Origin of the sequence: Micromonospora sp. NBC_00421 (assembly GCF_036017915.1) — a bacterium.
Taxonomy (GTDB): domain Bacteria; phylum Actinomycetota; class Actinomycetes; order Mycobacteriales; family Micromonosporaceae; genus Micromonospora.
Map to the genome: position 1 here is coordinate 5531667 of NZ_CP107929.1, position 13080 is coordinate 5544746.

At 73.1% G+C, this 13080-nt stretch carries 12 protein-coding genes, 1 tRNA gene and 1 pseudogene; 7 read left to right on the forward strand and 7 right to left on the reverse strand.

Going from position 1 to position 13080, the window contains the following annotated elements; translation table 11 throughout:
• The first annotated feature begins 21 nt into the window (after window positions 1-21).
• Window positions 22-630 (forward strand): hypothetical protein, encoded by a 609-nt coding sequence (locus tag OHQ87_RS23480; protein WP_328341210.1) that lies wholly within the window; start codon window positions 22-24, stop codon window positions 628-630.
• A 135-nt stretch (window positions 631-765) separates the two neighbouring features.
• On the opposite strand, the gene OHQ87_RS23485 is transcribed toward OHQ87_RS23480, so the two are convergent.
• A complete protein-coding gene (locus OHQ87_RS23485) occupies window positions 766-2967 on the reverse strand; it encodes a phospholipid carrier-dependent glycosyltransferase (RefSeq protein WP_328341212.1) in 2202 nt (733 codons plus the stop codon).
• Between the two features lie 124 nt (window positions 2968-3091).
• On the opposite strand from OHQ87_RS23485, the gene OHQ87_RS23490 reads away from it, so the two are divergent.
• On the forward strand, window positions 3092-3796 hold the full coding sequence (locus OHQ87_RS23490; RefSeq protein ID WP_328341214.1) for a glycosyltransferase family 2 protein: 705 nt from the start codon (window positions 3092-3094) through the stop codon (window positions 3794-3796).
• 72 nt (window positions 3797-3868) lie between these two features.
• Here the strand turns inward: OHQ87_RS23490 and OHQ87_RS23495 are convergent, their stop codons facing one another.
• Window positions 3869-4777: a transketolase family protein gene (locus tag OHQ87_RS23495; protein WP_328348965.1), complete on the reverse strand. Its 909-nt coding sequence runs from the start codon at window positions 4775-4777 to the stop codon at window positions 3869-3871.
• A 2-nt stretch (window positions 4778-4779) separates the two neighbouring features.
• A complete protein-coding gene (locus OHQ87_RS23500; protein ID WP_328341216.1) occupies window positions 4780-5502 on the reverse strand; it encodes a transketolase in 723 nt (240 codons plus the stop codon).
• A gap of 45 nt (window positions 5503-5547) precedes the next feature.
• On the opposite strand from OHQ87_RS23500, the gene soxR reads away from it, so the two are divergent.
• A complete protein-coding gene (gene soxR / locus OHQ87_RS23505) occupies window positions 5548-6009 on the forward strand; it encodes a redox-sensitive transcriptional activator SoxR (RefSeq protein WP_328341218.1) in 462 nt (153 codons plus the stop codon).
• Window positions 6010-6027: 18 nt separating this feature from the next.
• On the opposite strand, the gene OHQ87_RS23510 is transcribed toward soxR, so the two are convergent.
• The gene (locus OHQ87_RS23510) at window positions 6028-7005 is read right to left on the reverse strand and encodes an NAD(P)H-quinone oxidoreductase (protein ID WP_328341219.1); all 978 of its coding nucleotides are present in this window, start codon (window positions 7003-7005) and stop codon (window positions 6028-6030) included.
• A 294-nt stretch (window positions 7006-7299) separates the two neighbouring features.
• Here OHQ87_RS23510 and OHQ87_RS23515 point away from each other — a divergent pair.
• Window positions 7300-7386: transfer RNA gene (locus OHQ87_RS23515), tRNA-Ser, on the forward strand.
• A 337-nt stretch (window positions 7387-7723) separates the two neighbouring features.
• Window positions 7724-7951, forward strand: a pseudogene (locus tag OHQ87_RS23520) (hypothetical protein); the annotation flags it as partial.
• Between the two features lie 125 nt (window positions 7952-8076).
• Here the strand turns inward: OHQ87_RS23520 and OHQ87_RS23525 are convergent.
• Window positions 8077-8457, reverse strand: a complete 381-nt coding sequence (locus tag OHQ87_RS23525) for a nuclear transport factor 2 family protein (RefSeq protein ID WP_328341220.1) — start codon at window positions 8455-8457, stop codon at window positions 8077-8079.
• Between the two features lie 165 nt (window positions 8458-8622).
• On the opposite strand from OHQ87_RS23525, the gene OHQ87_RS23530 reads away from it, so the two are divergent.
• A complete protein-coding gene (locus OHQ87_RS23530) occupies window positions 8623-9156 on the forward strand; it encodes a YbhB/YbcL family Raf kinase inhibitor-like protein (protein ID WP_328341222.1) in 534 nt (177 codons plus the stop codon).
• Window positions 9157-9206: 50 nt separating this feature from the next.
• Here the strand turns inward: OHQ87_RS23530 and OHQ87_RS23535 are convergent, their stop codons facing one another.
• Window positions 9207-9917 (reverse strand): class I SAM-dependent methyltransferase, encoded by a 711-nt coding sequence (locus OHQ87_RS23535; RefSeq protein ID WP_328341224.1) that lies wholly within the window; start codon window positions 9915-9917, stop codon window positions 9207-9209.
• A gap of 354 nt (window positions 9918-10271) precedes the next feature.
• Between OHQ87_RS23535 and OHQ87_RS23540 the strand changes: the two genes are divergently transcribed.
• Complete coding sequence (locus OHQ87_RS23540) at window positions 10272-12050, forward strand: hypothetical protein (RefSeq protein WP_328341226.1); 1779 nt, start codon at window positions 10272-10274, stop codon at window positions 12048-12050.
• A gap of 25 nt (window positions 12051-12075) precedes the next feature.
• Here the strand turns inward: OHQ87_RS23540 and OHQ87_RS23545 are convergent, their stop codons facing one another.
• Window positions 12076-12855, reverse strand: coding sequence for a hypothetical protein (locus OHQ87_RS23545; RefSeq protein ID WP_328348966.1), 780 nt, complete (start codon window positions 12853-12855; stop codon window positions 12076-12078).
• Between the last annotated feature and the right edge of the window lie 225 nt (window positions 12856-13080).

Consider the following 13080-nt stretch of genomic DNA (forward strand, 5'->3'; position numbering starts at 1 on the left):
CCACGGACGAGAGGGAGAGTCATGGCACATCGGGGAATCGCCGTCGCCGCCACGTCGCTGCTCGCGGCGCTCGCACTCGGCGTCGCCGGCTGCGGATCGGCCCAGGTCGCGCAGGACAGCACGAAGGCCGCCGCGATCGACGTGGCCGCCGCGCTGGGGGTCGAGGGGCAGGCGCTGGTCGCACTGGGCGTCGACCCGACCGAGTTGGACCTGCTCGCCGCGCCCGCCCCGGCAGCCGGGGAGTCGACCTCCCCGTCCCCGTCGGCCGGGGCGAAGGGCAAGCGTGGGGAGCGGGCGCAGGAGCTGCGTCAGCGCCGACAGGCCCGGGTGCTGCTGGGCCGCAACGGCCTGCACGGTGAGGCGGTGGTGCAGACGAAGGACGGCGGCACGAAGACCGTCGTCGTGCAGCGCGGCGCGGTGACCGCGATCGACGGCGGCTCGGTGACCGTGAAGTCCACCGACGGCTTCTCGCTGACCTGGAAGCTGGGCGACCAGCTCCGGGTGGTCGAGCGGCGCACCACCATCAAGGCCGCCGACGTCAAGGTGGGCACCAAGGTCCACGTGGCCGGGGCCCGCGACGGCGACGCCAGCGTGGCCCGGCTGATCGTGGTGCCCGTCAAGCAGCAGTGACCCGTGGGGGACGGTCGGGGCCGGCGTGGACCACCGCGCCGGCCCCGACGTGTGCCGGCCGGCGGTGAGCGCTGAGGTCAGCCGATCGCCGCTGCGGTCGGCCCGGCCTGCGCTGCCGGCGGTCGGGGTCGTCGGTCAGCGGGTCGGGGGCAGCGCGTAGCCGACGTGGTCGCGGTACTGGATCGTCCAGCCCGCCGGGACCAGCCGGGCGCACTCCGTCCGGGGGCCGGTGCAGACGATCGCGTCGACCGAGGTGGGGGCTGCCGGCGGCCGGTCCGGCAGCACCGACTGCAACGCCACCAGCTCGGGCGACCGGCCGTCGTCGTCACGCAGCAGCAACCACCAGGGGTACTCCCAGTTGTCGTTCTGCTGCACCAGGCCGATCCGTCGGGCGTCACTGGCCCGGACCGCCGAGGCGGCCCAGCGGAACTCGTCGGCCCACTGCGGCCGGCGCAGGAACCGGGTGTCCCACTCGGCGGTGGTGAAGACCGAGCCGCTGCCGACCAGCCGGCGCGGGAAGCCGTACGACAGGGCCAGCACGCCGGCCAGCGCGGAGGTGGCGAGCACGGTCACCACCAGCCCGGCGGCCACCGACCGTCGGCCGGGACCGGACCGCCGGCGCAGCACCGCGTCCACCCAGAGCCCGGCCAGCGGTACGGCCAGCACCAGCGCGTAGAGCAGCAGCCGGTTCCCCCACGGCTGCCACTTGATCATCGCGGCGTGCAGCAGCACCGCGAACACCACCACACCCGCGTACGCCCGCAGCGCCCCCGCCCGCCCGGGGCTGAGCCGCCGGGGTCGGGTCAGGGCGAAGACCGCCCCGAGCAACGCCAGCGACCCGGCCAGCGGAAAGGCCACCCGGTCCTCGTCGGGATACCAGGACGGCACCGGGAAGACCTCCCGGCCGAAGGTGATGGCCCGGTCCTGGGGGTCCACGCCGACCGCCCGGGAGCCGGCCTCGATGACCCCGGCGGTGCCGGCGCGCAGCGGGCCGAGCGGGGTGTCGAACGCGGTGTGCCCGATCCGCAGCGCGTTGACCAGGACGGATGCCGGGTCGTGCCGTTCCATCGGGATGGATTCGCGCAGCCGGGGCGGCCCCAACGGGTGGCCGAACTCGGCGGTCTCCCGGGCCAGGAACGGCCCCACCACGGTCACCGCGACCAGCAGCACCAGCAGCGAACCGCCCATCGTCCGGGCCACCTGCCGGGCCCCGCTGAGGCGGAGCTGGGCCAGGCCCCAGAGCAGCAGCAACGGCCCGACCGCGAGCAACCCGCTGGTCTTGGTCAGCGCGGTCAGGCCGGTGGCCGCGCCCAGTGCCAGCGCGTCGGCGAGGTCGGCCCGGCGACGCAGTCCGTCCAGCGCCAGGGTGGCGGCGCAGGCGGTCCAGGCGGCGGCCACCAGGTCGGTCTGGGTGCTGGTCGCCTGGAGGGCCACCATCGGCGTGGTGGCGAGCAGGAACGCGGTGAGCAGTTGGGCCCGCCGACCGCCGCCGAGCTGGGCGGTGATCCGGGTGGCCGCCAGCAGGCAGCCGATCCCGGCGGCCCACTGCACCAGGTTGTGCAGAGCGTCCCCGCCGGTGAACAGGCGCAGGTGCAGCAGCAGGTATTCGGCACCGGGCGGGATGGTCACCTGCCGGTGGATGGCGGTGGGCCAGAAGTCCAGGCTGCCCTGGGCCACCCAGTGCTCCACCTTCGGCAGGTGGTAGGTCTGCGAGTCGAAGTTGTTCGGCTCGGCGAGCAGCGCCACCACCAGCTCGACCAGCACCAGCCCGACCACCGTGCCGGCGAGCAGCCGCTCGCCCCGGGTGGCCGTACGCCGGAGGTCGGCGAGCCGGTCGACCCAGCCGGTCAGCATCGCCGCGACGCCGGCCCGGCCGGTGACCGGTGGTGTCGCCGATGCGGCCGGCAGCTCCGCCCCGGGCGCCGCGTCGGGCCCGGCGGCATCACCCACGACCGAGCCGCCCGAGACCGAGCTACCCACGGCCGGGCTGCCCGCTGCCGGGCTGCCCACGGCCGCGCCGACCAGCACCGCCCGGCGGGCCTCGGCGACCCCGGCCCCCTGCCGGACGGCGTCCCGGCCGCGTCGCCGGCCGGCCGCCGCCGCGATCCCGGTGACGAAGAGCAGCCAGGCCAGGGCGAAGGCGGGCAGGGTGAGCGTGCCGAACGCGCCGAGCAGTTCCACGGTCAGCACGGCGAAGACGCCGGTCAGCAGGGCGGCCCGGATCACGCCGAGGCGGTTCGGGGCGACCGACCCGGCGGCCCGGGGCCGCAGGAGGGCGGTGAGCATCACGAGCGCGGCGACGGGGGCCGCCACGAGCATCCAGCCGGCTGCCGACATGGGCGGAAGTAAACACCATCCGGCTGAATGACCGGGTGCCGGCCGGTCCGGTGGCGACCCTCGCGCGGCTGACCTGCCAGGCTAGGCTAGGGCCCGACTCACTGTCGCCACCGTGGAGATTCCCGTGAAGCTCTCGATCCTCATGCCGGTCTACAACGAGGAAGAACGCATCGCGGATGCCCTCAAGCAGGCATTGGCTGTCGATTACCCGTGCGAGATCGAGCTGGTCGTGGTGGACGACGGCAGCCGGGACGGCACCGGGGAGATCCTCGGCCGGGCGGACGACGCGCGGCTGCGGGTGATCACCCATCCCCGCAACGCGGGCAAGGGCGCGGCCATCAAGACGGCCGTGGACAGCGCCGAGGGTGAGTACATGGTCATCCTCGACGCCGACCTGGAGTACGACCCGCAGGACATCCCCCGGCTGCTCGCCCCGGTGCTCGACGGGCGGGCCACCGTGGTCTACGGCAACCGCACCTTCGGCAGCCACAGCGCCTACAGCTTCTGGTACGTGATGGGCAACAAGGGCGTCACGATGGCGGCGAACGTGCTGTTCAACTCCTACATCGGCGACCTGGAGACCTGCTTCAAGCTGATGCCGGTCGAGCTCTACCGGTCGCTGGGCATCCGCTCCCGGGGCTTCGGGATGGAGGCCGAGGTGACCGGCAAGCTGCTGCGTCAGCGGATCCGCCCGTACGAGGTGCCGATCAGCTACCGGGCGCGCGGGCGCGAGGAGGGCAAGAAGATCACCTGGAAGGACGGCGTCGAGGCGATCTGGATCCTCGGCCGGGAGCGCACCCGCCGCCGCCCCGCCCGCGCACCCCGCTGAGCCCGGCGACGGCCCCGCCCGGGTTGGCGACCCCGCCCGGGTTGGCGGGTCCGGCCGCCGCCGTCGGCCCGGTCACCGCGACGGGGCACCCTGCGTCCGGTCGCCCGAGGTCAGGAAGTCGCCGATCGCGCGGCGCAGTCCGGCCGGGTCGAGGCCGTGCCAGCGGTCGTGGTCCTCGGCGGTGCCGTAGCGCCGCAGCTCCGCGCGGCCCACACCGAGGCTGAGCAGCCGGTGCGGCCGGTCGGCGAGCGCCTCGGTCACCACCCGGGTGGAGGTGCCGGCCAGGTAGGGCTCGACCATGATCACCTCGCTGCCGGCCAGCGTCCGCAGCCCGGCCACGTCGAACGGCCGGGGCCGGTGGGTGTAGGCCACAGTCACCGGCAGGTCGGCCACCGCCGCGAGCGCGTCGTCGAGCACCGGACCGACCGCCACCAGCAGCGCCGCGCCCGGCCCGGCGTCGCGCACCACGTGCAACCCACCCGCCTGCGGGTACGCCCGCGCGTTGCTGCGCAGGGACAGCCGCAGGTAGGTCGAGTGCTGCCCGCAGACCGCGTCCCGCAGCAGGTCGGGCACCTCGTCGGGGTGACCGGGCACGTGCACGGTCCAGCCGTCCAGGGTGTCGATCAGGGCCACGTCGGCCGGGGCCAGATGGGTCCGGCCGGATTCCGCCCGGTCGTAGGAGGCGCCGATGCTGACCAGCACCGCGCCGACCCCCTGGTGGTCGAGGTCCAGCTTGATCTGCTCGTACGCCCGCTCGACGAGGAACGGGGCGTAGCTGTGCACGATCGGGCGTTGCCCGGTGAGGGCGAGCCCACCGGCCACCCCGATCATCAACTGTTCCCGGATGCCCACGTTGACGACCCGGTCCGGATACCGCCGGCCCGCCTCGGTGAAGGCGTCGGCGGAGATGTCGGCCAGCACGATCGTGGTCCGGGGGTCGTCGAGGAACCCGGTGGCGCTGGCGACGAAGGCGTCCCGCATGATCATTTCCCGCTCCCCGGGGTAGGGCCGTCGACGGCGACGACCACGTGTGGACGGTGGCCGTCGTGGCCGGTGAGGGCCGTGTGCAGGGCGTCGTGGTCGTGCCCGTCGACGACGCTGGCGGTCCAGCCGTTGACGGTGAACCGGCTGGCCGGCCCACCCGGCCAGCCGTGACTGGCCGACGAGTTGTCGACCACGATCGCGGTGAGCCCGGCCAGCCCGGTGGCCCCGGCGTAGGCGATCGCCTCGTGGTTGGAGCCCTCGTCGAGTTCGGCGTCGCCGAGCAGGACGTACACCCGGGGGGTGGCACGGCCCTGGGCGCGCAGGCCGAGCGCGGTGCCGACGCCAAGCCCGAGGCCGTGGCCGAGGGAGCCGGAGCCGATCTCGACGCCGGGGACCAGGGTGCGGTCGGGGTGGCCGCCGAGCCGGCTGTCCGGCCCGCCCTCGTCGTCGAGCCAGTCCACGGGAACGAACCCCTTGGCGGCGAGTACGGCGTAGTAGCCCGACACCGCGTGCCCCTTGGAGAGCAGGAAGCGGTCCCGGTCGGGGTGGTCGACGGTGGCCGGGGTGACCCGCAGGACGCGGTCGTAGAGCACCCAGTGCACGTCGATGGTGGAGTAGACGTTGGCGTCGTAGCTGCGGCCGGCGCGGAGGCGCTCCAGCGGCGCGACGACCGGCGCGGGGAGGACCCGGCCCGGCTGGCGGGTTGTGGTCGATGTGGGCATGCCGCTAGCTTGCAACTTGAAGTTAACTTCAGCTCAAGGACAGTGATGCACGAGTCACTCACCATCGGACAGCTCTCCGCCCGCAGCGGGGTGGCCCAGTCGGCGCTGCGCTACTACGAGCGGCTCGGCCTGATCCGCGCCGAACGCACCGGCGGCAACCAACGCCGGTACGCGCGCACCGAGCTGCGCCGGGTGGCGTTCATCCGGATCTCCCAGCAGGTCGGCATCTCGCTGGAGGAGATCCGTACCGCGCTGGACTCGCTGCCCTCGTCGCGCGCGCCCAGCCCGGACGACTGGGCCGCCCTCTCCCGCACCTGGCGGGAACGGTTGGACGAGCGGATAAAGCTGCTCGGCAAGCTCCGCGACGACCTGGACGGCTGCATCGGCTGCGGCTGCCTGTCGTTGCAGCGCTGCACCCTCTACAACCCGGGCGACTCTCTGGCCGACGAGGGCCCCGGCGCCCGCCTGGTCCTCCCCCGCCGGGACGGCCCTGTTTCGCCTTCCTGAGCGTGCCGGCGGGGGCCGTCACGCGGTGGTGAGCAGCACCTTGCCCACGTGGTCGCTGGACTCGACCAACCGGTGCGCCTGCGCCGCGTCGCGCATCGGCAGCCGCCGGTCCACGATCGGCCGGATGGCACCCGACTCCACAAGCGGCCACACCTGCTCCCGTACGCCCCGGACGATGTCCGCCTTGTCGGCAAGCGGACGGGAGCGCAGCGCGGTGGCCGTCACCGAGGCCCGCTTCGCCAGCAGCGCGCCCAGATCCAGCTCGGCCATGCGCCCGCCCTGCATGCCGATCACCACCAGCCGCCCGCCGTCGGCAAGCGCCGCCACGTTCCGGGCCAGGTAGGACGCGCCCATGATGTCGAGGACCACGCCCGCACCCCGCCCGTCGGTGACCCGCCGGACCTCCTCGACGAAATCCTGCCCGCGGTAGTCGATGGTGTGCGCGGCCCCCAGCTCACGCAGCCGGTCGTGCTTGGTCGACCGGGCGGTCACCACCACTGTCGCGCCCAGCGCCGCGCCGAACTGCACAGCGAACGTGCCGATCCCACTGCCACCGCCGTGCACCAGCAGCGTCTCGCCCCTGCCGAGGTGGGCCACCCGCACCAGATTCGACCAGACCGTACAGGCCACCTCGGGCAGCGCGGCGGCGTCGACCGGGTCGACCCCGGCCGGCACCGGCAGCAACTGCCCGGCCGGCACGACCACCCGCTCGGCGTACCCGCCGCCGGCCAGCAGCGCGCACACCGGCTGACCCACCGCCCACCCGGTCACCCCCGCACCGACCGCGCCGACCACCCCCGAACATTCCAGCCCGGGGTACGCGGGCGCGCCCGGCGGCGGCGGGTAGTGCCCCTGCCGCTGGAGCAGGTCGGCCCGGTTGACCGCGCTGGCGGCCACCTCGACGACCACCTCACCCGCGCCGGGCTCGGGATCGGGCACCTCGGCCCAGACGAGCGCGTCGGGTCCACCGGGTTCCGGGATCGTGATCGCGTGCATGGCCCAGTCTTACCCGATCCGACCCCCGGACCACCCCGTCCGACGACAACTGCCAACCAGGCCACATCCGGGCGGCAAGATCCGCCACCCGTCGCCGGGGGCGGACCATCGCTCGCCCACGACGGTCGGAAATTCGGCCACAGTGGACCGTCCGGGTGAGGCGATGCTGGTCGTGCCATGGATGAGCGAGCCGACTCTGGCACAGGAAGCGTGATTAGGGGGCGGTGGGACGGCTCGCCCGGCAGCCGTTCGTGGCAGACTAGGTACAGCCGTGCACCTCTGGGTGGCGGTCCGGGAGGGTTCGCCTAGTGGCCGATGGCGCTGGTCTTGAAAACCGGTAAGGCAGCGATGTCTTCGTGGGTTCGAATCCCACACCCTCCGCCTCCAAAGCAGCAGAAGCGCACCCTAAACCCGGGCGGACGCCGATCAGGGTGCGTTTTGCCGTTGGTGAACCGCAACCCCCACGGGATGTCATGGCCGCGCTGCCCCCGCGCACTGCCCGTGATGACTGCCCCTGCCGGGTGGCGGCTGCTCGACGGGGCGCGGTAGGTGCGCGCGGCGGAGCGCCGCTGCTGATCCAGTCGGCGTGGGACTGCCTGGACCACCACCGCCACAGCCGGTGCGGGAGGTGCACCGAAGGCGGCTTCTGCCCGATGGTCGAGGCCGCCCGTGCCCGGATCAGGACATGGCGCAGACTACGTCAGGTCTGGGTTCATCGATGAACGCGCCGCTGCCGAAGGCCGGCGACCTGGTGTACGTCACCCGCGCCGCCAGCGTGCAGTTCAGCAAGCCGATCTTCTGCCGGGTCATCCGGGTGCTCGACTGGATCACCTACGACGGGTGGTGCTGGCTCGACGTCTACCAACTGGACGCCAAGGGCGATGCGGTCGTCCGACGATCGATCTTCGTGCAACCGGCGAAACTACAACGCCAGCAACAGGCACCCACGCCCCGCGCCCGGCACGACCAGCGCCCATCCCCGGGTGTGCGCCGCCCTCGTCCGTCGGCTGGGGCCCGGCCGCCGCCCGGATCGACACCTGACCAGCGGAAGTCGTCTGACCCGTTCAACGGTCAGGGGGCGGGGCTGAGGTGGGCCGCGAGGATGCGCCAGCCGTGCTCGTCGTCGTAGGTCCAGGTCCGGGTGTAGCGCAGTCGCGCGGCGAACGCCTCGCCCTCGAAGGTGCCGCGCACCCGGCCGCGGAAGAACGTCACCCCGGTCGTCCCGGCGACGATCAGTTCCAGCTCCTCCTCCACCAGCTCGTCGAGCACCGAGCTGCCACTGCTGTGGGCGGCCAGGTCGTCGGCCTTGCTGAAGGTACGACCGTCCGGCCCGACGGCGACCAGGCGGTCGTCGAGCAGGGCGTCGAGCGCGGCCACGTCGCCGGCCCGCTGGGCGGCCTGGAGGCGGCGCTCCGCGTCCAACAGGTCCGCCTCACGTTCGGTGTCCCGCATGCGCCCTCCCGGTCCTCGGCCCGGCCGGTCGGCCGCGCCCCCTCATTCTGGCGGCCCGACGGTGCGCGGTGCCTCCGGTTCGATCGTCGCGCCCGGCGGGGTAAGAAGGGCAGGCGGGGTAAGAAGAGCAGAGGAAAACGCGCCACACCGGAAGGAACCTTCCCGATGACCCTGGAACGACCGATCGCCCCGGACCCGTACGAGTTGCTGCCGACCGTGTCGTCGTTCGACCTGACCAGTGACGACGTGCACAACGGCGAGCCGATGGACGCCCGGTACGCGCACGGCAGCACCGGTGGCGAGAACGTCTCCCCGCACCTGGCCTGGTCGGGCTTCCCCGCCGGGACGAAGAGCTTCGTGGTGACCTGCTTCGACCCGGACGCCCCGACCGGCAGCGGTTTCTGGCACTGGGTGCTTGTCGACGTGCCCGCCTCGACGACCAGCCTGCCGACCGGCGTGCAGGAGGCCGACCTGGGTGGGGCGTTCAGCGTCCGCAACGACTACGGCGACACCGGCTACGGTGGCGCGGCACCGCCGCCGGGCGACCGTCCGCACCGGTACGTCTTCGCCGTGCACGCGGTCGACGTCGAGCGGCTCGACGTCGGGCCGGGTGCCAGCCCCGCGTACGTCGGCTTCAACCTGGCCTTCCACACCCTGGCACGGGCGGTCATCCGGCCCACGTACCAGATCAAGGAGTGAACGGTGTCCCGCCGGTCCCGCACATGCTGCGGGACCGGCGGGCGCGACGGTCAGGCAGGCACCCGGGCGACGGCGAAGACGGACTGGCCGAACGGGGGCCGGACGAGCTGCTCGGCGGCCTTGGTGGCGGGCAGGACGAGGGTGTCGTAGACCTTGACCATCGGGCCCTCCTTCGGCATCAGGCGGAAGACCTTGGTGGCCATGAAGTAGCCGATCAGGCCGAGGGCGTTGGCGTAGTGCATCGTCTCGACGTGCAGCCCGGCCGAGGTCATCGCGTCGCCGAGGGTCTTCTTGGTGTAGCGGCGCACGTGGCCGGTGGCGATGTCGGCGGGGCCCATCGCGAACTGGAACGCCGGCACGATGATGATCACCGCACCGCCGGGCCGGACCAGGTCGCGCATGCTGCGCAGCGCACCCACGTGGTCCTCGATGTGCTCCAGGACGTTGTACGAGACGGCCGCGCTGTAGTCGCCGCCGCCCGGGTGCGGCAGCAGCATCTCGCGCACCTCGATGGTCGGCTCGTCGACCAGCCGCTCCTTGAGCAGGATCAGCCGGTCCGGGTCGGCCTCGGTGGCGGTGAACCGGGGAACGTGCCGCGCCCACTCCAGGGCGTAGTCGCCCAGGCCGCTGCCGATCTCGATGGGGTCGTCACCGAGGTGGGGCACCGCCAGTTCGACGAACCACCTGCGGTGGTTGACCGCGGTGGCCAGGCCCTCCAGGACCTCCGACTGGACGCGCTGATCCCCAGTGATTTCTGCCATGCGTCGATTCCTCACGATATATGACTGATCCGCGCCTGGACCGACAGAGTGAATCATCCGCAGGAGGGGCGGAGGAAACGGGGCACCGTGGGGGCTGAAATGTGGTCGGGGGAGGGCACGCGATCGGCGGTCGGCGAACCCGGCACATAGTACGGCAGTACCCGAAACATGTCACGTGCCCGCCATAGGCCAACTACGCTGTGAATTGTCATGACTACTCCCGAATCGGGCCCCGGGGCCGGTCGATCCCCCGGCGACGCCGGGTCGACGTCCGCTCGGCGTGTCGTCCGGCGGAGGTGGCGACGGGCGTTCCCGCCGCCACCGGCAGGCTCGTCGCCGTCGGCGGACGCTTCGGTGCGGGCAGCGCGGTCGGTGGCGGCCGGGCCGACGGCGGCGGGGTGGCGGTGGGACGCGCTCGCCGTGGGCAGCTATCTCCTGCTGGCATTCTGGGTGACCGCCCGGTTCTGGCGCGACCCAGGAGCCGGAGTGCGGGACAACCGCTCGGACCAGGCGCAGTTCGAGTGGATGATGGCGCACGGCGCACGGGTACTCACGGAATGGAGTTATCCATTCGGTTCGGACCGGATGAACGTGCCCGACGGCGTGAATCTGATGGCGAATACCTCGGTACTATCCATTTCGATACCGATGACCCCGGTCACCCTGCTCTTCGGGCCGCACTGGTCTTTTCTCCTTTTCCTCACCCTGGGAATGGCGGCCACCGGCACCGCCTGGTATTTCTTCCTGTCCCGGGTGGTCACCCGCTCCCGGGGGCCGGCCTGGCTCGGCGCGGCGTTCTGCGCGTACGCCCCGGCGATGGTGTCGCACGCCAACGCCCACCCGAACATCGTCTCCCAGTTCGTCGTCCCGCTCCTCATCTGGCGCACCCTGCGGTTGGTCGAGCCCGGCCGGTGGCTGCGCAACGGACTCCTGCTCGGCCTGTTGATCGTCTGGCAGGCGTTCCTCAACCTGGAGATCCTGCTGATGACCGCGATCGGGCTGGCCGTGGTGATCGCTGCCCTCGTCGTCGGCCGACCGCAGCTGCGCACCTCGACCCGGCCGTTCCTCGCCGGGCTCGGCGTGGCCGCGCTCCTCTCCGCCGTGCTGCTCGCCTACCCGCTGTACGTGCAGCTCTTCGGGCCGGGCTCCTACCACGGGCTGTCCCGGCTGATCCGGGGCTACCGCACCGACCTGGGCGCGTTCGTGGGCTGGTCGCGGGAGTCGCTGGCCGGCGACGCCCGGTCCGCCGATCCGCTGGCCCGCAACCCCACCGAGGAGAACGCCTTCTTCGGCTGGCCGCTGGCCGTCCTCACGGTCGCCCTGGTCTGGTGGTTGCGGCGCAGCGCCCTGGTGGTCGGCCTGGCCGTGCTGGGGCTGCTCTTCGCCGTCCTGTCGCTGGGGCGGGAGGTGCAGCTCAACGGGCGCAACACCGGCGTTCCCGGCCCCTGGGCGCTGCTGGAGAAGCTGCCCCTGTTGCACTCCGTGGTGCCCACCCGCTGGTCGCTGGCGATCACCCCGATCGTCGGGGTGCTGCTGGCGCTCGGCACCCAACGGGCCCGGGACCTCGCCCGTCGACACCCGGCGGCCCGCCGGCAGATCCGGTTCGTCACCACGACCGTCCTGCTGATGGCCCTGCTGCCGCTGTTGCCGACCCCGCTGCCGGCGACCCGTCTGGACCCGGTGCCGGAGTTCGTCACCTCCGGCGGCTGGCGTCCCTACGTGGCGGGGGGTCGCAGCGTGGTGACCCTGCCGCTGCCCGACAACACCTACGCCGACCCGCTGCGCTGGTCGGCCCGGACCCGGCTGGAGATGCCGCTGGCCCGGGGTTATTTCCTCGCCCCGGACACCCGCCCCTGGTCACCCGAGCCCGGGGCCGCCCTGTTCACCGCGCCATACCGGCGGACCAGCAACCTCTTCGGCGGAATCGCCCGGACCGGAACGATCCCGCCGGTCACCGCGGCGGACCGGCGGGCCGCCGTGACCGACCTGCGTTACTGGCGGGCCGGCGTGGTGGTCCTCGGCCCGCACCGGTACGCCGACGCGCTGCGCCGGGCGATGACCGCGGTGACCGGCATCACCCCCACCTGGACCGGCGGGGTGTGGCTCTGGGACGTCCGGCCGCTCACCGGTTGACCCGGGCCGGCACCCGGGGGGGAGGTCAGACCGAGCGAACGCAGCAGCCCTGGCAGACCTTCGGGCTGGGCAGGGTGAAGGCCAGGCAGCAGGTACGCCGTTGCACGGTCGGCTCGCCGTTGCGGCCGGGCACCAACTCGACCAGGTCCGCCACGCCGAGGGTGTCGAGCAGGGTGTCGACGGTGCGCACCGACGAACCCGGCAGGGCGTCCGCCGCGCGCAGGATGCCGTGCGCGACGCCGGAGGCCACCGAGCCGAGCAGGGTACGGGCACCCACCCGCACCTCCGCCTGGATGGCGGCGATCATCGGGACGAGGTGGGCGTCGAGCAGCGAGGCCCGCAGTACGCCGAGCAGCTCCGCCTCGTCGGCGACCACCCGGACGCCGGGCTGACCGGTGAGGGCCAGCGGGTCACCGGGCAGCACCGCGACCTCGGTCGAGTGGCGCAGGCCGATGGTGAGCAGTTGCCTGTGGTCCTCGAAGTGGATCAGCACGTCGGCCGGGTCGAGCAGCGGCACCCGGCGGGCCGAGGCCCAACCGAGCACCACCGGCAGCGCCGTCCAGTAGCTGTAGGACTTCCAGGCCAGCGCGGCGCACGCGTGCGGGGTGCCACCCCAGCGGCGGGCGGCGGCACCCAGGAAGTCGGGCATCCGGGTGCCGTCGACGAGCGTGGTCGCGGGGCTCCAGCCGGCCTCGTCCGCCACCACCAGGCCGGGCGCGAGGCCGGGCAGCGCATCGGTGCCGAACATGGCGCGCAGGGTCGCGGTCACCGGGGCGAGCCGACCGGCGAGATCCTGACCCGGCATCACCGCCGTCATCCGGACCGCCCTCCCGTCCCCCGCTCGGCCGCCGCGGACGGCGGCGGTCTCCTCGGCCACTCCGGTGCCGGAGGGGTCGCCCGTGAAGCTAAGGCTAGCCTAACCATGCCCGGGGGTCGGAGGGAAGCCTCTCCCGGAGGCCGATCGGGAGGCCGGGATCACGCGTCCGTCCCGCCGGTCCGGGCGGGTGCCGAGAGCCCGGTCGGCCAGGTT